The sequence below is a fragment of the Mycobacterium sp. E3305 genome (assembly GCF_001666785.1).
In the GTDB taxonomy this organism is placed as follows: domain Bacteria; phylum Actinomycetota; class Actinomycetes; order Mycobacteriales; family Mycobacteriaceae; genus Mycobacterium.
This window is the reverse complement of the sequence record NZ_LZJA01000050.1, coordinates 14,244-34,335: the sequence shown is the minus strand read 5'-3', so window position 1 is coordinate 34,335 and position 20,092 is coordinate 14,244. Positions and strand designations below refer to the sequence as shown.

Here is a 20,092-nt window from a genome sequence, read left to right as displayed (position 1 = left end):
CGGCTGAACCGGGCGACGGCTTGGTGCCGTCCGGCCATGACGATCACGCGAACACCGTCTGTTTCGAGGCGCGTCCGGCGCCGGTGGCGGCGGGGGCGCGTCCGGGGCCCCGGCGGGCGCCATGTTGGGGTCGAAGCCCGTCGGCTCCGCGGTGGCGGTCGCCGAAGGGATGGTCACGAGGGTGCCCGTGACCGCGGCAAGAACGAGCGTCTTACGGACGTTCTTCAATATCTTTCCTTTCGCGGTGCGCGCGCGCCAAAGCAAGCCCACGGGGGTGGGCTGACGGTTTTGGTTGGTGCGGAAACCTGCTTCGGAACGTGCCGGCTTGTCCTGGCACGACAGCGGTGGGCTCGATTCGCCCGGCGGAGTGTTACCGCCGGCCACGGACGCGACTTCGCCGTCCGCGGCCCCGCTCACACGCGGGTCCGTGATTCTGTTTTCAGTTACTGTTCCGTAACCCGTTGCGGGCTAACAGGGACCGTACGAGAACCAGCCGCGTTCGTCATCTTCGGAAACCGGACATCTCGTTTCGGTAACGGGGTGATCACGGCGCAATCCCGAGGTCATTTCGGCAGGTCAGCAAAGCGATTCCGGCGAGTACCCCGCAATCGCAAATGCTTTCAAATCGTGAGCCGAATCACGCCCATTTTGTGAACTGGCGCACGTATTTGCGCCGGTGGGTACGGACCGTCGCAGCCGTGACGAGCTCGCCCCGCGGAGCGAAGCAGCGCACATTACAACGGGTTACGTGCAATACGTCACACATTGCGCACCACCGACGGATGAATTGCGTTGTGCTGCGGTCTAACTTGCGTCGCTCCAATAGCGCGCACGGCACGTCCGCCGTGCCCACTCATGCGCCCCGCGAGAAACCTTGATTCCGTTCTCCCGCAAATGTTTTCGACACCTCTCGGACGCGCCTCGAAACAGACGGTGTTCGCGTGATCGTCATGGCCGGACGGCACCAAGCCGTCGCCCGGTTCAGCCGGCCAATTTGCTCACGGCGTACGGCCTGTCGATCCCGCGGGAAATGCGCAACTGCAACCACAGCCGACGAGCGGGATCGCTGGATGGCGAAACCTGCGGCACCCCAACAGATCACAAAATGGCAAATACCATCACCCGGCACATCGCCCAGCAATTGTTTAAGCGGAAAGCAGCTCTTCTCATGCCGAATTCACTCACGAATTCTCGCCCGGTTATGCGCACCCGCTCGGGTGCGTTGCGGGTCAGCTGCGGGACTGCGCGAGGGCGCGTAGCTCGGCGTCGGTGTTGACGTTGGTCAGCGACCGCGACTCCGAGGTCACGATGCGCTGGGCGTCCGACGCATCCACCAGGGCGCGCATCTTGCGCTCGCCGGCGGCCACCAACGCGTCCACGCGGTCGGCCAGGTCGGTCCGGTACACCGCGGCAAGGTAGTGGTCCTGGCCGTCCCACGGCAGCACCACTTCCGCGCCGGTCTCCACCGCCCGACGGGCGAGATCGTCGATGAGTTCGACTGCCAGGAACGGCATGTCGACCGCGCAGACGAACGCGAGCCGCGCCCCGGCGTCGGCCGCCGCGCGCAGCGCCCGCCCCGTCGCCGGCAGCGGCCCCAGCCCACGCAGTTCGTCGCGCATCACCCGAGCCTGCAGTTCGGGGAGCGGCTGCCCCTGGGCGGCCATGACGAGCACCGGGTCGCAACGCTGTTGGAGGACGCCGACGACGTGCTCGACCATCGTGGTCGAGCCGGATCCAGCGGATGGCGGGATCGGGAGGTTGGCCTTGTCGCGGCCCATGCGTTGCGAGGCGCCGCCGGCCAGGACAACCCCGGCCAGGGAGATTGTTTCGCTCACGTCAGTCGACGGTCCAGGTGTCGCGGCCACGCAGCAATGATTGCAGAGCGGCGTCGTCGAACGGCTTCGAGGCCCGCGCGGCCTGCACCTGGGAGCGCGCCGCGTCGTCGTACGTGGGCCGGCTGACGTCCCGGAAGATGCCGAGCACAGTGTGATCGAGATTCTGATCGGACAGCCGGGACAGCGCGAACGCGTAGGCCGAGTCGTCGGTGTGCGCGTCGTGCACCATTATTTCGTCGACGGACACGTCGGCGGTCTTGGCGAACTCGAGGCCGAAGCCGGACTTCACCACGCAGTACTCGCCGTCGGCACCGAAGGTGATCGGCTCGCCGTGGCGGATGTTGATCACCCGCTCCTCGGCGCCTTCCTTGCGGAGCACGTCGAATGATCCGTCGTTGAAAATCGGGCAGTCCTGCAGGATTTCGACCACGGCGGCGCCGCGGTGCTCCGCGGCCGCGCGCAACACCTCGGTGAGCCCGTTGCGGTCGGAGTCCAGGGCGCGGCCGACGAACGTCGCCTCGGCACCCAGCGCAAGCGACACGGGGTTGAACGGGTGGTCCAGCGACCCCATGGGGGTCGACTTGGTGACCTTGCCGACCTCCGACGTGGGCGAGTACTGGCCCTTGGTCAACCCGTAGATCCTGTTGTTGAACAACAGGATCGTGATGTTGACGTTGCGGCGCAGCGCGTGGATCAGGTGGTTGCCACCGATCGACAGCGCGTCGCCGTCACCGGTGACCACCCACACCGACAGGTCCTCTCGGGCCAGGGCCAGACCGGTGGCGATCGCCGGTGCGCGGCCGTGGATGGAGTGGAAGCCGTAGGTCTCCAGGTAGTACGGGAAGCGGCTCGAGCAGCCGATGCCGCTGACGAACACGATGTTCTCGCGGCGCAGCCCGAGCTCGGGCAGGAAGTTGCGAATGGTGTTGAGGATGACGTAGTCACCGCAGCCGGGGCACCAGCGGACCTCTTGATCACTGGTGAAGTCCTTGCCCTTCTGCGGCTGGTCCGTGGTGGGCACGCCGTCGTTCTTCTTCAACCTCGGCGTCAGCCCGAGGTCGGTGCCCGCCAGATTTCCCATCAGGTCGGTCATTCGCTAGCTCCCGCTCCCACCGTTGCCGCCGCCATTCGGGCGACCATCGTCTTGTCTTGCTCGATTTCGGCCAGCGTGCCGCCGATCGCGGCGCGGATGACGCGCCCGATCTCGTCCGCCAGGAACGCGACACCCTGAACCTTGCTGACCGATTGCACGTCGACCAGGTACTTGCCGCGCAGCAACAGTGCCAGCTGGCCGAGGTTCATCTCCGGGCACACCACCATCGGGTAGCGCCGCAGCACCTCGCCCAGGTTCGCCGGGAACGGGTTCAGGTAGCGCAGGTGCGCGTGTGCCACCTTGACGCCCTTGCGCCGCGCGCGCCGACAGGCTTCACCGATCGGGCCGTACGAGCTGCCCCAGCCGATCAGCAGCAACTCGGCGTCCCCGGTCGGGTCGTCGACGTCGAGATCGGGAACCGTGATGCCGTCAATCTTGGCCTGCCGCAACCGAACCATCAGGTCGTGGTTGACCGGCTCGTAGGAGATGGCGCCCGAACCGTTCGCCGCTTCCAGGCCACCGATGCGGTGTTCCAGGCCGGGGGTTCCCGGAACGGCGAATTGGCGAGCGAGCGTCTCCGGGTCGCGGTTGTACGGCTGGAAGGGCTCGTCCGGCTTGGCGAAGGTGTGCTTGATCGGCTGCAGCGTGCCGACGTCCGGAATCCGCCATGGCTCCGAGCCATTGGCGATCGCGCCGTCAGACAACAGGATCACCGGCGTGTGGTATGAGACCGCGATCCGCACGGCCTCGATCGCGGTTTCGAAGCAGTCGGACGGCGAGCGCGGCGCCAGTACGGCTACCGGCGACTCCCCGTTGCGGCCGTACAACGCCTGCAGCAGGTCGGCCTGCTCGGTCTTGGTGGGCAGGCCCGTCGAGGGGCCGCCGCGCTGAACGTCGATGACCAGCAACGGCAATTCGGTCATCACCGCAAGGCCCAGCGCTTCGGACTTCAGCGAAATGCCGGGGCCGGACGTGCTCGTGACCCCGAGGGCACCGCCATACGAGGCGCCGATCGCGGCGCAGATGCCGCCGATCTCGTCCTCGGCCTGGAAGGTGATCACGTTGAAGTTCTTGTGCTTGGACAGTTCGTGCAGGATGTCCGACGCCGGCGTGATCGGGTAACTGCCGAGCACCACCTGAATGCCGGCCAATTGACCCGCGGCGACGATCCCGTAGGCCATCGCGGTGTTGCCCGAGATCTGCCGGTATTCGCCGGACGGCAGCGTCGCCCGCGAAACCTCGTAGGTGGTGCCGAACGCCTCGGTCGTCTCGCCGTAGTTCCAGCCCGCCTTGAGGGCCAACACGTTGGCTTCCGCGATGTCGGGCTTGCGGGCGAACTTCTCCCGGATGAACTTCTCGCTGGTCTCGATCGGGCGGCCGTACATCCACGACAGCAGGCCGAGGGCGAACATGTTCTTGGCGCGCTGGCCGTCCTTCTTCGACGCGCCGATCGCCTCCACGGCGCCGAGCGTCAGGGTGGTCATGGCGACGGAATGCACGACGTAGTCGGACAACTCGTCGGACTCGAGCGGATTCGTTACGTAACCCACCTTGGTCAAGTTGCGCTTGGTGAACTCGTCGGAGTTCGCGATCACCATGCCGCCGCGGGGCAGGTCGCCGAGGTTGGCCTTGAGCGCCGCCGGGTTCATCGCGACGAGCACGTCCGGGCGGTCACCGGCGGTCAGGATGTCGTAGTCGGCAATCTGGATCTGGAAGGAGGAGACCCCGGGCAGGGTCCCTGCGGGGGCACGGATTTCGGCGGGGTAGTTGGGCTGGGTCGCCAGGTCGTTACCGAAAAGCGCTGCCTCGGACGTGAACCGGTCGCCGGTGAGCTGCATGCCGTCGCCGGAGTCCCCGGCGAAGCGAATGACGACTTGTTCCAGGCGCTGACGGTCGGATCCGTTCCGGCGAGCGGCCCCTCCCCGGGACGACTCGTTGTGAGAATCAGACCCGGCTCCGCTGCCGTTCGGATCCACGTATCCGCCTTCCATTCGTTACCGGATAGGCACTTCGCTGGAGTTTTAGGTTACGCGCCAAAAGAGTGGCGTCCCGCGCCCTCAAGCTGTGTGTCACTGCAAGTACCAATTATGGCACTTCTCTAAGGGGTGTATGAGCGTCTCTGGTGCATTACAGATGAATGCTTCAGTGTAAAAAGCCGAAGTCAGGGCGGGAATGGTATGCCTCAGGTCAAAAACTGTGTTATTGGTCACGTCGGCGGGGCGCCGACACCGAGTTCCCTTGGCGCCGTTTCCGGCATCGCGACCAGGTACAAAATCAGGGCCGCCGCCGCGAGCGTTCCCAGGAAGGCGAAGGCGGCGTTGTAGCCGGCGGCCACCACGATCCAGCCCGCGACGAGGTTCGACACCGAGGCGCCGATCCCGGTCGCGGCGGTCACCGCGCCCAGGCTGACGTTGAACCGGCCGCTGCCGTGCGTGACGTCCTGGACTACGAGGGGAAACAGCGCCCCGAACACGCCGGCCCCGACGCCGTCCAGCAGTTGCACCCCGACCAACCAGTACGGGTTTGGCGACAGGGTGTAGAGGAATCCACGCGCGGCCAGGACCGCGAAACCGGTCAGGAAGATCGGCTTGCGTCCCCACGAATCGGCCTTGGCCCCGGCCAGATAGGCCACCGGCACCATGACCACCTGCGCGGCGACGATGCAGCCGGCCATCAGCGCCGTGCCGACGTCCCTGTTGTGCAGCGCCAGCAGCTGGCCTACCAGCGGCAGCATCGCCGCATTGGCGAAGTGGAAGGCGACGACGGTCGCGGCGAAGATCATCAGCCTGCGGTTGTGCAGCAATGCCGCCATCCGGGACGGCGTCTCGTGCGGGGCTCCCCGCACGTGGTCCATGCCCCGCGCGACGTCGTGGTCGATCGCGTCACCCGGAATCCTCAGCGCGGCAAGCACACTGGTGGCCGCCATGACCGCAAGCACCCAGAACACCACCACCGGCCCGAAAAAGTAGGCCAGACCGCCGGTGATGGCGGCGGCCGACGCGTTGCCCGCGTGGTTGAACGACTCGTTGCGCCCGATCCGGCGGGAGAAGAACCGGGGCCCCACGACGCCCAGCGTGATGGCGGCCAGCGCCGGGGCGAAGACCGAGCCGGCGATGCCGGTCACGGCTTGCAGCACCGAGATGGAGTACCGGCCGGGAAACAACGGCATGGCCAACGAACCGGCGGTGACGGTCAATGCGCCGCCGATGATCAGCGCCCGCTTGGCGGTGCTCCGGTCCACCAACGCGCCGGCCGGTGCCTGCGCGACGATCGCCCCGATCCCCCCGACCGCCATGACGAAGCCGATCGACGCCTGGTCCCAATGGTGAGCCAGCAGCAGATAAATCGAGAGATAGGGACCCAGCCCGTCACGCACGTCGGCGAGCAGGAAGTTGAGCAGGTCCAGCGCACGAGTAAGCCGGCGCGGTACGGGGCTGTCGGTCTCAGCGGCGGCCGGCATGGGGATCTAGTACCCAAATGCGCGGCCGGTCGACCGCAAGGCGTTAGGCGCTCTTGTCGCGGCGCTCGGTGCGTGACGGCTTGCGCGGCACGATCGTCGGCAGCACGTTGTCCTGCACGGTCTCCTTGGTCACCACGACCTTGGCGACGTCGTCGCGGCTCGGGATGTCATACATCACCGGCAGCAGGACCTCTTCCATGATGGCCCGCAGGCCGCGGGCGCCGGTGCCGCGGTGGATGGCCTGATCGGCGATCGCCTCCAGCGCGTCGTCGGTGAACTCAAGCTCGACGCCGTCCATCTCGAACAGCCGGGTGTACTGCTTGACCAGAGCGTTCTTCGGTTCGGACAGGATCTTGACCAGCGATTCGCGGTCCAGGTTGGTCACCGAGGCAACCACCGGCAACCGCCCGATGAACTCTGGGATCAGGCCGAACTTGATCAAGTCTTCGGGCATGACCTCGGCGAAGTGGTCGGTGGTGTCGATCTCCGCCTTCGAGCGCACCTCGGCGCCGAAGCCCAGGCCGCGCTTGCCGACGCGTTCGTAGATGATCTTCTCCAGGCCGGCGAACGCCCCAGCGACGATGAACAGCACGTTGGTCGTGTCGATCTGGATGAACTCCTGGTGCGGGTGCTTGCGGCCGCCCTGCGGGGGCACCGACGCCTGCGTGCCCTCCAGGATCTTCAGCAGCGCCTGCTGCACGCCCTCACCGGAGACGTCGCGGGTGATCGACGGGTTCTCGCTCTTGCGGGCGATCTTGTCCACCTCGTCGATGTAGATGATGCCGGTTTCGGCCCGCTTGACGTCGTAGTCGGCGGCCTGAATGAGTTTGAGCAGAATGTTTTCCACGTCCTCACCGACGTATCCGGCTTCGGTCAGCGCGGTGGCGTCGGCGATGGCGAACGGCACATTGAGCATCTTGGCGAGCGTCTGGGCCAGGTAGGTCTTGCCGCAGCCGGTGGGGCCGAGCATCAGGATGTTGGACTTGGTCAGCTCGACCGGCTCGTGCCGGGAGTCACGACCCTTCTCCCCCGCCTGGATCCGCTTGTAGTGGTTGTAGACGGCGACGGCCAGCGTCCGCTTGGCGGTGTCCTGCCCAATGACATAGCCCTCCAAGAACTCCCGGATTTCGACGGGCTTGGGCAGTTCGTCGAGTTTGACGTCGTCGGCGTCGGCGAGCTCCTCTTCGATGATCTCGTTGCAGAGGTCGATGCACTCATCGCAGATGTACACACCGGGACCAGCAATGAGCTTCTTGACCTGCTTTTGGCTCTTCCCGCAGAACGAGCACTTCAGCAGGTCACCGCCGTCTCCGATGCGCGCCATGGTGCTGAGGGCCTACTTCCTTTTCGCCGTTCGTCTAGCTGTGCCGCATGTATCCCCCGACGCTACCCGCTAGATCGGGCCCGACGCGACCATTAGGGCCGAATCGCGTCGGTGGTATTCATGCGTGTTCGTCTTGATGAAACATATAGCCAGACGGCGCCCGTCACTCGCGAAAGACGCGCTTTGCGTGTCTTTGGCGTGTCGCGGTCGTTACCCGACCGAGGCTGGTGCGCCGACCGATTCCCACTTCCGCTGGAGATGCCGGCCCCGGCGAAGCCCGGGCAGATCCCCAAGAAATCACCCTACAGTGGCCGGGTGGGATTGGCTCTGATCAGCGGATCGGTAGTGATCAGCGATGGTGGCTTGGCCACGGAGCTGCAGGCGCGCGGTCACGACCTCTCCGACGCATTGTGGTCGGCGAGGTTGTTGGCGGACGATCCCCGCGAGATCGTCGCCGTGCACGCCGGCTATTACCGGGCCGGCGCCGCGATCGCGACGACGGCGAGCTATCAGGCGTCGTTCGAGGGCTTCGCGTCCCGCGGGATCGACCGGGACGAGGCCGCCGAGCTGCTGCGCCGCAGCGTCGACCTGGCGAAGACCGCCCGTGACGAGGTGGGCGCCGGCGGGCTGCTCGTCGCCGCCTCGGTCGGGCCGTACGGCGCGACGCTGGCCGACGGATCGGAATACCGGGGGCGCTACGGGCTGTCGGTGGCGGCTTTGCGGCGATGGCACCGGCCCCGGCTGGAAGTGCTGGCCGACTCGGGCGCCGACCTGTTGGCGTGCGAGACCGTGCCCGACGTCGACGAGGCCGAGGCACTGGTCGACCTGGTCGCCTCGGTCGGCGCGCCGTCCTGGCTGAGCTACACCATCGATGGCACCAGGACCCGGGCCGGCCAACCGCTGGCGGAGGCGTTCGCGGTCGCCGCCGGGGTGCCGGAGATCGTCGCGGTCGGTGTCAACTGCTGTGCACCCGCGGACGTCCTGCCCGCGATCGAGATCGCCACGGCGGCGGCCGCCAAGCCGGTGATCGTCTACCCGAACAGCGGCGAGCGTTGGGACGGACGGGGCTGGGCGGGGCCGCGGACCTTCTCCGCGGCGCTCGCCACGCAATGGCTTGCGGCCGGGACGAGCATCATCGGTGGCTGCTGCCGGGTCGGGCCGGCCGACATCGCCGAGGTTCGCCGAGCGTGCTCTGAGGGCGGTAAATCGGCTGAAATCTCGCCATGAGAGCACGTTCGCCGAGGAGACTTAGGCGGTCTGCGCGGAGAGCTTCCGGTACTCCAGCACGGTGTCGATGATCCCGTAGTCCTTGGCCTCTTCGGCGGTCAGGATCTTGTCGCGGTCGGTGTCCTTGCGGACCGTCGCGGCGTCCTTGCCGGTGTGGCGGGCCAGCGTGGTCTCCATCAGCGTGCGCATCCGCTCGATCTCGGCGGCCTGGATCTCCAGGTCGGAGAACTGGCCCTGGATCACACCCTGAAGCGACGGCTGGTGGATCAACACCCGAGCGTTGGGCAGCGCCATCCGCTTGCCGGGAGTCCCCGCGGCCAGCAGCACCGCCGCGGCCGAGGCGGCCTGGCCCAGGCACACCGTCTGAATGTCGGCGCGCACGTACTGCATGGTGTCGTAGATCGCCATCAGCGAGGTGAAGCCCCCGCCGGGCGAGTTGATGTACATGGTGATGTCGCGGTCGGGGTCCAGCGACTCCAACACGAGCAGCTGCGCCATGATGTCGTTCGCCGAAGCGTCGTCGACCTGGACGCCGAGGAAGATGATGCGCTCCTCGAACAGCTTGTTGTACGGGTTGGACTCTTTGACGCCGAAGCTCGAGTGCTCGATGAACGACGGCAGGATGTAGCGCGCCTGCGGCTGGATGGGGTGCTGGGTGCTCACTGGGCTTCTCCGTTGGTGATGTGGCTGGCGCGGGTGATGATGTGGTCGACGAATCCGTATTCGAGGGCCTCCTGGGCGGTGAACCAGCGGTCGCGGTCGGAATCGGCCTCGATGCGTTCGATCGTCTGCCCGGTGAATTCGGCGTTCAGCCGGAACATTTCCTTCTTGATGACGTGGAACTGCTCGGCCTGGATGGCGATGTCGGCCGCGCTGCCCGTCACCCCGCCCAGGGGCTGGTGCATCAGGATGCGCGCGTGCGGAAGCGCGTAGCGCTTGCCCTTGGTGCCGGCCGCGAGGAGGAACTCGCCCATCGAGGCCGCCATGCCCATCGCATAGGTGGCGATGTCGCAAGGAGCCAGCACCATGGTGTCGTAGATCGCCATGCCGGCGCTGATCGATCCGCCCGGCGAGTTGATGTACAGCGAGATGTCCTTGTCGGCGTCCTCGGCGGCGAGCAACAGGATCTGCGCGCACAGCCGGTTGGCGACCTCGTCGTTCACCTCCGAACCCAGGAAGATGATGCGCTCGGAGAGCAAGCGCTCATAGACCGAGTCCGTGAGGTTGAGCCCCTGCGAGGGCGAACGCATGTCAGACACGACTGGGTTACCTGCTTTCTCGAGTTCTTCTATTCACCGACACTAACCAACCTGGCCCACTGTTTCGCGCCCACGCTCCCCCTCAATCGGGCGCTTTCGCTCACAGCGTCAAGACCCGGTCACTCCGCCTCGTCGTCGGAGCCTTCGGTTTCCAACGCCTCGTCGGCGTCCTCGGCCTCCTCCGCCTCGCCGGCCGGCTCAGCTGCGTCGGCCTCCGAACGCTTCCCGAAGAACTCGTCGGTGTCGATGGTGTCGCCCTTGGTGTCGGTGACCGTCGCCGCGCGCACCACTTCGGCGATGGCCAGCCCGCGGCGCACGTCGGCGAACATCGCCGGCAGCTGGTTGTTCTCCTGCAGGTAGCCCAGCAACTGCTGCGGCTCGATGCCGTACTGCCGAGACGTCGCCACCAACCGCTCGGTCAGGTCGTCCTGGCCCACCTGCACCTCGAGCTCGTCGGCCAGCGCGTCCAGCAGAAGCTGCCTGCGGACGTCGGTCTCCGCCGCGGTGCGCGTCTCGCTCTCGAACTCTTCGCGCGTCTTGCCCTGGCCCGCGAGCGCCTCGTCCAGCCTGGCATCGTCGTGGTCGAGGCCGTGCAACGCGCCGTGAATCGTGCTGTCGTATTGCGCCTGCACGATCGCCTCGGGAAGCGGCACGTCGACCTGCTCGAGGAGCGTGTCCAGAGCGGCGTTGCGGATCTCGTCGGCCTGCTGGGCGCGCTTCACCCGTGCGACCTGGTCGCGCAGGTTGGAACGCAGCTCCTCGATGGTGTCGAACTCGCTCGCCAATTGGGCGAACTCGTCGTCGGGCTCGGGGAGCTCGCGCTGCTTGATCGACTTGACGGTGACCGTCACCTGGGCGTCCTGCCCGGCGTGCTCGCCGGCCGCCAGCTGCGCGGTGAACTCCCGGGACTCGTCCACCGAGAGACCGATCAGCGCGTCGTCGAGACCCGCGATCAGCCGGCCCGAACCCACCTCGTGGGACAGGCCCTCCGCGGACGCCCCCGGCACCTCTTCGCCGTCGATGGTGGCCGACAGGTCGATCGAGACGAAATCGCCGTCGGCGACGGGCCGGTCGACCCCGGTCAGGGTGCCGAAGCGGGCGCGCAGCGACTCCAATTCGGCGTCGACGTCGTCGTCACTGACCTCGACCGGATCCACCGAGATGGTCAGCGCGCTCAGGTCGGGAAGCTCGATCTTCGGGCGGACGTCGACCTCGGCGGTGAACGCCAGCTCCTGGCCGTACTCCTTCTTGGTGACCTCGATCTCGGGCTGGCCGAGGGGCTGCACTTCCGATTCCACGACGGCTTGCCCGTACCGCGCGGGCAACGCCTCGTTGACGACCTGGTCGAGCAGCGCCTCGCGGCCGAACCGGGCCTCCAGCAACTTCGCCGGCGCCTTGCCGGGGCGGAAGCCGGGCAGGCGCACCTGCTTGGCCAGCTCCCGGTAGGCGCGCTGGAAGTCGGGCTCGAGTTCGGCGAACGGCACCTCCACGTTGATGCGGACCCGGGTGGGGCTCAGCTGCTCGACGGTGCTCTTCACGGGGGCGCTCCTCGGTGGTCGTTCCTGGCGTTCGGTGGCCGTGTGCATGCGGCAGTGGTCGTGCTGGTCGGGGTGACAGGATTTGAACCTGCGGCCTTCCGCTCCCAAAGCGGATGCGCTACCAAGCTGCGCTACACCCCGCGCTGACCTCGATGATCCTAAGGCCCCGTAGGGCCGGGTTGGCCACAGGCTTCGCGACGACGTCGCAGACCCTCACGGAGCGATCACAAGACCGCGTCGATTAGATTTGATCTTCGTCGACAGCTACAGTCACGCTCGACTAACACATGCGGGCGTAGCTCAATGGTAGAGCCCTAGTCTTCCAAACTAGCTACGCGGGTTCGATTCCCGTCGCCCGCTCTGGATTAAGGATCTGCTCCTAAGAAAGGCGCCATGAGCGACCTCGAAACGGCCGCGGCAATCCAGGGGTCGTGCGCGCCGGAATTCGTTGGAGTGCGCCACGCGTTCGAGCGGAATTTCACAGTCGGTGATGAAGTCGGCGCGGCCGTCGCCGTGTGGGTCGACGGCACGCTCGTCGTCAATCTGTGGGGCGGCTGGGCCGACGCCGCCCACACGCGACGCTGGCGGCAGGACACCCTGACCACGGTGTTGTCCGGCACCAAGGGTCTGTCGGCCACCTGCGTCCACCAGCTGGCCGACCGCGGCGAACTGGACCTGCAGGCCCCGGTGGCCCACTACTGGCCCGAGTTCGGGCAGGCGGGCAAACAGGACATCACGCTGGCGATGGTGATGAGCCATCGCTCGGGCGTGATCGGCCCCCGCACCCGCCTGCGCTGGGAGGACGTCGCCGACTGGGACTTCGTCTGCGCACAGCTGGCCGCCGCCGAACCGTATTGGGAGCCCGGCACCGCCCAGGGCTACCACATGACCACCTTCGGCTTCATCCTCGGCGAGGTCTTCCGGCGGGTCACCGGACGCACGATCGGCCAATACCTGCGTACGGAGATCGCCGAACCGTTCGGCGCCGACGTCCATATCGGGTTGTCGCTGGCCGAACAACGGCGCTGCGCCGAACGCGTCAACAAGCCGCACGCCCGCGACCTGCTGGCCGATGCGCAGGCGCCCGGCTACCCGACGAGCCTCACCGAGCACCCCAAGGCCGCCCTGTCGATCTCGATGGGTTTCGCCCCCGACGACGAGCTCGGCTCCCACGACCTGCGGCTGTGGCGCGAACTCGAGTTTCCCGGTACCAACGGGCAAGTCTCGGCCCTGGGCTTGGCGACGTTCTACAACGTGCTGGCGCAGGAGAAGGTGCTCAGCCGTGAGCACATGGACCTGGTGCGGGAATGTCAGGGCGGGCTGGACACCGATCTGGTGCTGGGGCCGCGGGTGGCCGACCACGGGTGGGGGCTGGGATACATGCTCAATCAACGGTGCGTCAACGGGCCCAACCCCCGGATCTTCGGCCACGGCGGGCTGGGCGGCTCCTTCGGTTTCGTCGATCTGGAACACCGGATCGGCTACGCGTACGTGATGAACCGCTTCGACGCCACCAAGGCCAACGCCGACCCGCGCAGCCTCGCCTTAAGCAACGAGGTCTACGCGGCGCTCGGGGTCGTCTAACGCTTGTGAAAACGCGCCCCGCCGGTTCGGCAGGGCGCGTTCGTCGTTGCGCGGATCAGGGGTGCCAGCCGGGCGGCCCGGGCGGCCCGGGTGGGCCCCATGGCCCAGGAGGCGGTGGCGGACCCGGATGTCCCCACCCCGGAGGTCCCGGTGGCCCCCCGCGCCAGTCGTGGCAGCTGTTCCAGTCCCAGTTGTTGCCCCAGCCCGGATCCCAAAACTCACCCGGGCACCACTGCGGGAAGGGTCCGGGATGCGCTGCCGCTTCAGTAGCGACGCCCAAGCCCGCCAGCCCCAACCCGCCAATCGCGATAGCCGTTGCGGCCAAACGAGGAATTGTTTTCATAACCTAACCAATACCCCGGTGGCCGCCACCCCTAAACAGTGAACGCGAACGTTTCTTGGTGCGAAATTCCCGCCGTTGCGGCCGCGTCACTTCTGGCAGGTCGGGCACCAGAACACGTTGCGGCCTTCCAAGACGGCCGTGCGGATCGAATCCCCGCAGACGCGGCAGGCCTCGCCGGCGCGGCGGTACACGTATGTCCTGGGCCGCCCGGCCCGATACGACGGCGGCCCGTGGTCGTGCTCGGGCCGCACGACCACGATCTTCCCGCGGCGTAAGCCGACCTTCATCAGCGCGACCAGATCGGTCCATGCCGCGTCGAACTCCCCTTCGCCGACGTCTCGGCCGGGGCGGAACGGATCGATGTGGTGGCGGTAGAGCAGCTCGTTTCGGTAGACGTTGCCCACGCCCGCGACGATGGTCTGATCCATCAACAACGCGCCGATAGGCCTGCGGGACTTCGTAATTCGATTCCAAGCCCAGGACGGGTCGGCGTCGTTGCGCAACGGATCGGGGCCGAGCTTGGCGAGGACGTCGGACACCTGGCCCTCGTCGATCACCTCGCAGACGGTCGGTCCGCGCAAGTCGGTGCCGTAGTCCGCGCCGACCATGCGCATCCGCACCTGCCCGACCGGTTCCGGGAGGACCCTCCCCTCGCGTGGCCATTCGGTGAAGGCGCCGTAAAGGCCGAGATGGACGTGCACGATCGGCCCGCCGTCGTAGTGGTGGAAGAGGTGTTTGCCCCAGACACTGGTGCGGCGCAGCACGCGGCCGTCCACCACGGCCGAGTCGACGAAACGGCCCTGCGGGCTCGACACCGCCACGGGAGCGCCACCGAATCGGCGCTGGTGCAGCCGGGCCAGCCGGTGCAGGGTATGCCCTTCGGGCATGTCTTACGCCGGCGCGCCGGGCACGGGCGGCGCCTGGTGGGTGCGCTCGTATTCGGCGAGAATGTCGATACGCCGTTGGTGGCGTTCGGCTTTCGACCATTGCGCGCTCAGGAAGGCGTCCACGATGGCCAACGCCTCCTCGACGGTGTGCATGCGCCCGCCGATGCCGATCAACTGGGCGTTGTTGTGTTCGCGGGCCAGCGTCGCCGTCTCGACGCTCCACGCCAGCGCGCAGCGAGCCCCGGGCACCTTGTTGGCCGCGATCTGTTCGCCGTTGCCCGACCCGCCCAGCACGATGCCCAGGCTGTCCGGGTCGGCCACCGTGCGGGTCGCCGCGGCGATGCAGAACGCCGGGTAGTCGTCCTCGGCGTCATAGGTGAAGGCGCCGCAATCGATCGGCTCGTGCCCGGCCCCTTGGAGGTGGGCGATGATGTGCTGCTTGAGCTCGAATCCGGCGTGGTCAGAGCCGAGGTAGACGCGCATGCCCGCCATCCTTACACAGCCGTGCGCCGCGGCGACCGCAAGCGCGGCGAAGCCGGGCGCGGCGGGTCGCCGCCATCCAGTCAGCGGCGATCGCAAGCGCGGCGAAGCCGGGCGCGGCGGGTCGCCGCCCGACGACCTAGTCGAATTCGGGCTTCTCGGTGCGGGTCCGCTTGAGTTCGAAGAAGTGCGGGTAGGACGCGAAGGTCACCGACGCGTCCCACAGCTTGCCGGCCTCCTCGCCGCGCGGGATCTTCGAGAGCACCGGGCCGAAGAACGCGACACCGTTGACGTGAATGGTCGGCGTGCCGACGTCGTCACCGACCGCGTCCATGCCGGCGTGGTGGCTCTTGCGCAGGGCGTCGTCGTAGGCGTCGCTGGTGGCGGCCTCGGCGAGTTCCGCCGGCAGGCCGGCGTCGGCCAGCGACAGCTTGATGACCTCTTCGAGGTTCTTGTTGTCCTCGTTGTGAATCCGGGTGCCCATCGCCGTGTACAGCGGGTCCAGGACTCCGGCCCCGTGGGCCTGCTCGGCGGCGATCGCCACCCGCACCGGACCCCAGGCGTGCTTCATCATCTCGCGGTACTTGTCAGGCAGCCCTTCGCGGTTCTCGTTGAGAATCGCGAGGCTCATGACGTGGAAGTGCACGTCGATGTCGCGAACCTTCTCCACCTCGAGGATCCAGCGCGACGTGATCCAGCACCACGGGCACAGCGGATCGAACCAGAAATCGGCTTGGTCTTTCCCGGCAGCGTTGTCAGGCATAGCGCAATCCTCTCGTCGGTCAACACACCGTCCAGCACAACCGTAGGCGCCCCGCCCCTGTTCCCGCAGTGCCCGAGATGAGGCCGGGGGACGTAAGTTGGACGCGTGGCCCTTCCTAATCTGACTCGGGACCAGGCCGTCGAGCGCGCCGCCCTGATCACCGTCGACAGCTACCGGATCGACCTTGACGTGACCGACGGCAACGGCGCACCCGGCGACCGCACGTTCCGATCCATTACCACGGTGGTGTTCGACGCGCTGCCCGGCGCCGACACCTATATCGACCTCGCGGCCGAGACGGTGCGCGCCGCCACTCTCAACGGCCACGAGCTCGACGTGTCGGGATACGACGAATCGACGGGCATCCCGTTGCTCGGCCTGCAGAAGCGCAATGTCCTGGAGGTCGACGCGGACTGCCGCTACTCCAATACCGGCGAGGGCCTGCACCGCTTCGTCGACCCGGTCGACGACGAAATGTACCTGTACTCGCAGTTCGAGACCGCCGATGCCAAGCGGATGTTCGCGTGCTTCGACCAGCCCGACCTGAAGGCCACGTTCGAACTGCGGGTGACCGCGCCCTCACACTGGAAGGTGATCTCCAACGGCGCGACGGTGTCTGTGGAGGACGGCACGCACACCTTCGCCACCACCCCGCGGATGAGCACCTACCTGGTGGCCTTGATCGCCGGCCCGTACGCCGAATGGAACGACACCTACACCGACGAACACGGGGAGATCCCGCTGGGCATCTTCTGCCGGGAGTCCCTGGCGCGCCACATGGACGCCGAGCGGCTCTTTACCCAGACCAAACAGGGATTTAGCTTCTACCACAAGAACTTTGGGCTACCGTACGCGTTCGGCAAATACGACCAGCTCTTCGTTCCCGAATTCAACGCCGGCGCAATGGAAAACGCGGGCGCGGTGACCTTCCTGGAGGACTACGTCTTTCGCAGCAAGGTCACCCGGGCCTCCTACGAGCGGCGCGCCGAGACGGTGCTGCACGAGATGGCGCACATGTGGTTCGGGGACCTGGTCACCATGACCTGGTGGGACGACCTGTGGCTCAACGAGTCGTTCGCGACGTTCGCGTCGGTGCTCTGCCAGGCGGAGGCCACCGAATTCACCGAGGCCTGGACGACTTTCGCGACCGTCGAGAAGTCGTGGGCGTATCGCCAGGACCAGTTGCCGTCGACGCATCCGATCGCCGCCGACATCCCCGACCTGGCCGCGGTCGAGGTGAACTTCGACGGCATCACCTATGCCAAGGGCGCCTCCGTGCTCAAGCAGCTCGTCGCCTACGTCGGGCTGGAGCATTTCCTGGCGGGGTTGCGCGACTATTTCCGTAGCCACGCGTTCGGCAACGCGACCTTCGACGACCTGGTCGCCGCGCTCGAGAAGGCGTCGGGCCGCGACCTGTCCGACTGGGGCCAGCAGTGGTTGAAGACGACCGGCCTGAACACGCTGCGGCCGGATTTCGACGTCGACGCCGACGGCAGGTTCTCCCGGTTCGCGGTGACCCAGAGTGGCGCCGCCCCGGGGGCCGGCGAGACGCGGGTGCACCGGCTGGCGATCGGGATCTACGACGACGACGGGGCCGGCAAGCTGGTGCGCGTGCGGCGGGAAGAGCTCGACGTCGAAGATGCCGTCACGGAAGTGCCTGCGCTGGTTGGCGTTTCACGCGGTCAGCTGGTCCTGGTCAACGATGACGATCTGACGTATTGCTCGCTGCGGCTGGACGGCGAGTCGCTGCAGACCGCGCTGGCGCGGATCGCCGACATCGCCGAGCCGCTGCCGCGTTCGCTGGTGTGGTCGGCGGCGTGGGAGATGACGCGAGAGGCCGAACTGCGCGCCCGCGACTTCGTGGCCCTGGTTTCGGGTGGCGTGCACGCCGAAACCGAGGTGGGGGTGGCGCAGCGGCTGCTGCTGCAGGCCCAGACGGCGCTGGCCTCCTACGCCGAGCCGGCCTGGGCACACGAACACGGGTGGCCGCAGTTCGCCGACCGGCTGCTGGAGCTGGCCCGCGCCGCCGAGCCCGGCTCGGATCATCAGCTCGCGTTCGTCAACACCCTGTGCTCGTCGGTGCTGTCGACCCGGCACGTCGTGACGCTGGCAGACCTGCTCGACCACGACCCGGCGGATCTCGGATTGGCCGGCCTCGAGATCGACACCGACCTGCGGTGGCGCATCGTCACCGCGCTCGCCAGCGCCGGCGAGATCGACGCCGACGGGCCCGCGACGCCCTTCATCGACGCGGAGGTGCAGCGCGACCCCACCGCTGCCGGCAAGCGCCACGGCGCCCAGGCGGCGACGGCGCGACCGCAACCTGAGGTCAAGGAGCAGGCCTGGACGACGGTGATCGAGGACGACACCCTGGCCAACATCACGGCCCGCGCCATCATCGCGGGCTTCGCCCCATCGGGTCAGCAGGATCTGCTCGCACCGTTCACGGATCGCTACTTCGCGGCGATCCCGGGCGTGTGGGCGCGGCGGTCCAGCGAAGTCGCGCAAACGGTGGTGATCGGCCTGTACCCGCACTGGAACATCAGCGAGGCCGGCATCGCGGCCGCCGACAAGTTCCTGTCCGACCCGGAGGTGCCGCCCGCGTTGCGGCGGCTGGTCCTCGAAGGCCAGGCCGGTGTGAAGCGGGCCCTGCGGGCGCGCACGTTCGACGCGGCCGACTAGACCGGATGGTGGCGACCCGCCACGCCCGGCTACGCCGCGCTCGCGATCGCCACTAGACCAAACGGTGGCGACCCGCCACGCCCGGCTACGCCGCGCTCGCGATCGCCACTAGACCAAACGGTGGCGACCCGCCACGCCCGGCTACGCCGCGCTCGCGATCGCCACTAGGCCGGAGAGATCCCCGCGCTCATGACGCGGATCGCGCTGACCAGGCCGTCGACCAGGTCACCGCGCTGGAACGCCGAGGTCGCGGCGGCGACCCCCAGCGGCGCCGACGACTCGGCGCCGCGGCCGCGGACCTGCGAGCCGTAGACGACCTCGATGACCTTCTGGTCGGGCGAGACCGCCAGCAGCACGGCGTCGTCCGGCGTGGGCACCTTGGCCAGGATCTCGCGCGCGCGGGCGGCGGTGTCGTTGCCCAGGTCGCCGAGGTAGATGGCGAACCGAGCCTTCGACGCCCGCGAGCCGAACTTAAGGGCGTCATCGATGGCGACGAGGTCCTTGGTCGGGAAGGGGAAATGAACCGACAGCTCGCCCGGCTCGGTCACCCCGGAAAGGCGCCCGCTGGTGGTGATCACCCAGCCGTTGGGCAGCTCGTCGGGCTCGATCGTCGCTAACTCACCACGTGCCACTGGCGCCACCTCCGACTGCGAATTCATGTCCGCCGTGCCCGCCGTGAGCGTGGCCGACGTCTTCGTCCGTGGCCGCCCACAAAATCGGCGGGTGGGTCCACTTCTCCCCCAGCTTGTAGGTCGCCGGGTGCGGTCCCTTGCGAGACCAGATCGGCAGCGCCAGGACGACCACCAGCAGCAACGGTATCCCGATGAAGTACAGGTGAATCTGCAAAAGGCTCACGACGAAAACCGTATCTCACGCGGTGATTCGTCGGCACACTCGGACACGAGATTAGTCAGGCCGCGCCTTCGCCGAGGTAACGCGCCCAGGCCGGATCGAGCTCCTTGACCGTCGAGAGCAGCCGCCAGTGCTGCCCCGTCGGCGGCAGCGGCGTACGGCGCAGCACCCAGCCGAGTTCGGTCAGTAGCTTGTCGCCCTTGCGGTGGTTGCACGTCGAGCAGCACGCGACGCAGTTCTCCCAGGAGTGGTCGCCGCCGCGGCTGCGGGGCACCACGTGATCGACCGTGTCGGCCTTGGCCCCGCAGTAGGCGCAGGAGAACCGGTCGCGGTGCATCAGCGCGGCGCGGGTCATCGGGACCCGGGCGCGGTAGGGGACGCGCACATAGGACCGCAGCTGGATCACCGAGGGCACCAGGATCGAGCTGGTGGCCGAGTGGATCACCGGCCCCGCCGGGTCGTGGTGGACCACGTCGGCCTTGCCGCAGATCACCATCACGATGGCCCGGCGCATCGGCAGGGCGGTCAGCGGCTCGTAGGTGGAATTCAGCAGCAGCACGCGCCGGCGGCTCCACACGGATGCGGTGTCTTGGCGGGTGGGGGGATGGCTATCGACGCTATGCAGGCACGACGCGGATGGGGGCCCGGTTAACCCTGCCGCGGCACCGGAACTGCGGTGGCTGCGGCGTCTTTTGCCCTGCGCCATAGATCCTCCGCCGATAGTCCACCATGATTCGCCGCCAATCGCACCCCTATTGCAGGTGA

17 protein-coding genes and 2 tRNA genes are annotated in these 20,092 nt (G+C 67.4%); 4 read left to right on the top strand and 15 right to left on the bottom strand.

The window, feature by feature from the left end; translation table 11 throughout:
• Nucleotides 1-1,229 precede the first annotated feature (1,229 nt).
• The 5 genes from mobA to clpX form a co-directional block, all read right to left on the bottom strand.
• A complete protein-coding gene (gene mobA, locus A5701_RS05220) occupies nucleotides 1,230-1,835 on the bottom strand; it encodes a molybdenum cofactor guanylyltransferase (protein ID WP_067749520.1) in 606 nt (201 codons plus the stop codon).
• 1 nt (nucleotide 1,836) lies between these two features.
• Complete coding sequence (locus A5701_RS05215; RefSeq protein WP_067749518.1) at nucleotides 1,837-2,928, bottom strand: 2-oxoacid:ferredoxin oxidoreductase subunit beta; 1,092 nt, start codon at nucleotides 2,926-2,928, stop codon at nucleotides 1,837-1,839.
• Nucleotides 2,925-4,904 (bottom strand): 2-oxoacid:acceptor oxidoreductase subunit alpha, encoded by a 1,980-nt coding sequence (locus tag A5701_RS05210; protein ID WP_156669927.1) that lies wholly within the window; start codon nucleotides 4,902-4,904, stop codon nucleotides 2,925-2,927. The genes A5701_RS05215 and A5701_RS05210 overlap by 4 nt, the downstream gene beginning before the upstream one ends.
• Nucleotides 4,905-5,134: 230 nt before the next feature.
• On the bottom strand, nucleotides 5,135-6,388 hold the full coding sequence (locus tag A5701_RS05205) for an MFS transporter (protein ID WP_067749514.1): 1,254 nt from the start codon (nucleotides 6,386-6,388) through the stop codon (nucleotides 5,135-5,137).
• A gap of 43 nt (nucleotides 6,389-6,431) precedes the next feature.
• Nucleotides 6,432-7,712: an ATP-dependent Clp protease ATP-binding subunit ClpX gene (gene clpX / locus A5701_RS05200; RefSeq protein ID WP_055400128.1), complete on the bottom strand. Its 1,281-nt coding sequence runs from the start codon at nucleotides 7,710-7,712 to the stop codon at nucleotides 6,432-6,434.
• A 321-nt stretch (nucleotides 7,713-8,033) separates the two neighbouring features.
• On the opposite strand from clpX, the gene mmuM reads away from it, so the two are divergent.
• Entirely contained in the window at nucleotides 8,034-8,939 is a 906-nt protein-coding gene (gene mmuM / locus A5701_RS05195) for a homocysteine S-methyltransferase (RefSeq protein ID WP_197498929.1), read from the top strand.
• A gap of 21 nt (nucleotides 8,940-8,960) precedes the next feature.
• Here mmuM and clpP2 read toward each other — a convergent pair whose 3' ends face one another.
• The 4 genes from clpP2 to A5701_RS05175 all read right to left on the bottom strand — a co-directional run bounded on the left by clpP2 (nucleotide 8,961) and on the right by A5701_RS05175 (nucleotide 11,877).
• Entirely contained in the window at nucleotides 8,961-9,602 is a 642-nt protein-coding gene (clpP2, locus tag A5701_RS05190; protein WP_067275408.1) for an ATP-dependent CLP protease proteolytic subunit ClpP2, read from the bottom strand.
• Nucleotides 9,599-10,189, bottom strand: a complete 591-nt coding sequence (clpP1, locus tag A5701_RS05185; protein WP_067749511.1) for an ATP-dependent CLP protease proteolytic subunit ClpP1 — start codon at nucleotides 10,187-10,189, stop codon at nucleotides 9,599-9,601. Before clpP1 ends, clpP2 begins: the two co-directional genes overlap by 4 nt.
• A gap of 128 nt (nucleotides 10,190-10,317) precedes the next feature.
• Nucleotides 10,318-11,736, bottom strand: a complete 1,419-nt coding sequence (tig, locus tag A5701_RS05180) for a trigger factor (protein ID WP_067749509.1) — start codon at nucleotides 11,734-11,736, stop codon at nucleotides 10,318-10,320.
• Nucleotides 11,737-11,800: 64 nt separating this feature from the next.
• A tRNA-Pro gene (locus A5701_RS05175) sits at nucleotides 11,801-11,877 on the bottom strand.
• A gap of 148 nt (nucleotides 11,878-12,025) precedes the next feature.
• On the opposite strand from A5701_RS05175, the gene A5701_RS05170 reads away from it, so the two are divergent.
• Nucleotides 12,026-12,096, top strand: a tRNA-Gly gene (locus tag A5701_RS05170).
• Nucleotides 12,097-12,129: 33 nt separating this feature from the next.
• On the top strand, nucleotides 12,130-13,320 hold the full coding sequence (locus A5701_RS05165; RefSeq protein WP_067749507.1) for a serine hydrolase domain-containing protein: 1,191 nt from the start codon (nucleotides 12,130-12,132) through the stop codon (nucleotides 13,318-13,320).
• Nucleotides 13,321-13,749: 429 nt separating this feature from the next.
• On the opposite strand, the gene A5701_RS05160 is transcribed toward A5701_RS05165, so the two are convergent.
• From A5701_RS05160 to A5701_RS05150, 3 genes are all read right to left on the bottom strand, one after another.
• Complete coding sequence (locus A5701_RS05160) at nucleotides 13,750-14,550, bottom strand: Fpg/Nei family DNA glycosylase (RefSeq protein ID WP_067749505.1); 801 nt, start codon at nucleotides 14,548-14,550, stop codon at nucleotides 13,750-13,752.
• Nucleotides 14,551-14,553: 3 nt separating this feature from the next.
• Nucleotides 14,554-15,033, bottom strand: coding sequence for a ribose-5-phosphate isomerase (locus A5701_RS05155; RefSeq protein ID WP_067749531.1), 480 nt, complete (start codon nucleotides 15,031-15,033; stop codon nucleotides 14,554-14,556).
• 136 nt (nucleotides 15,034-15,169) lie between these two features.
• Nucleotides 15,170-15,793, bottom strand: a complete 624-nt coding sequence (locus tag A5701_RS05150; protein WP_067749503.1) for an Rv2466c family mycothiol-dependent reductase — start codon at nucleotides 15,791-15,793, stop codon at nucleotides 15,170-15,172.
• A gap of 105 nt (nucleotides 15,794-15,898) precedes the next feature.
• On the opposite strand from A5701_RS05150, the gene pepN reads away from it, so the two are divergent.
• The gene (pepN, locus tag A5701_RS05145; protein ID WP_067749502.1) at nucleotides 15,899-18,475 is read left to right on the top strand and encodes an aminopeptidase N; all 2,577 of its coding nucleotides are present in this window, start codon (nucleotides 15,899-15,901) and stop codon (nucleotides 18,473-18,475) included.
• A 164-nt stretch (nucleotides 18,476-18,639) separates the two neighbouring features.
• Here pepN and A5701_RS05140 read toward each other — a convergent pair whose 3' ends face one another.
• From A5701_RS05140 to A5701_RS05130, 3 genes are all read right to left on the bottom strand, one after another.
• Nucleotides 18,640-19,107: a DUF5130 domain-containing protein gene (locus A5701_RS05140; RefSeq protein WP_067749500.1), complete on the bottom strand. Its 468-nt coding sequence runs from the start codon at nucleotides 19,105-19,107 to the stop codon at nucleotides 18,640-18,642.
• Complete coding sequence (locus A5701_RS05135; protein WP_067749529.1) at nucleotides 19,094-19,321, bottom strand: hypothetical protein; 228 nt, start codon at nucleotides 19,319-19,321, stop codon at nucleotides 19,094-19,096. The genes A5701_RS05140 and A5701_RS05135 overlap by 14 nt, the downstream gene beginning before the upstream one ends.
• Before the next feature lie 64 nt (nucleotides 19,322-19,385).
• The gene (locus A5701_RS05130; protein ID WP_067749494.1) at nucleotides 19,386-20,033 is read right to left on the bottom strand and encodes an HNH endonuclease; all 648 of its coding nucleotides are present in this window, start codon (nucleotides 20,031-20,033) and stop codon (nucleotides 19,386-19,388) included.
• Nucleotides 20,034-20,092 lie beyond the last annotated feature (59 nt).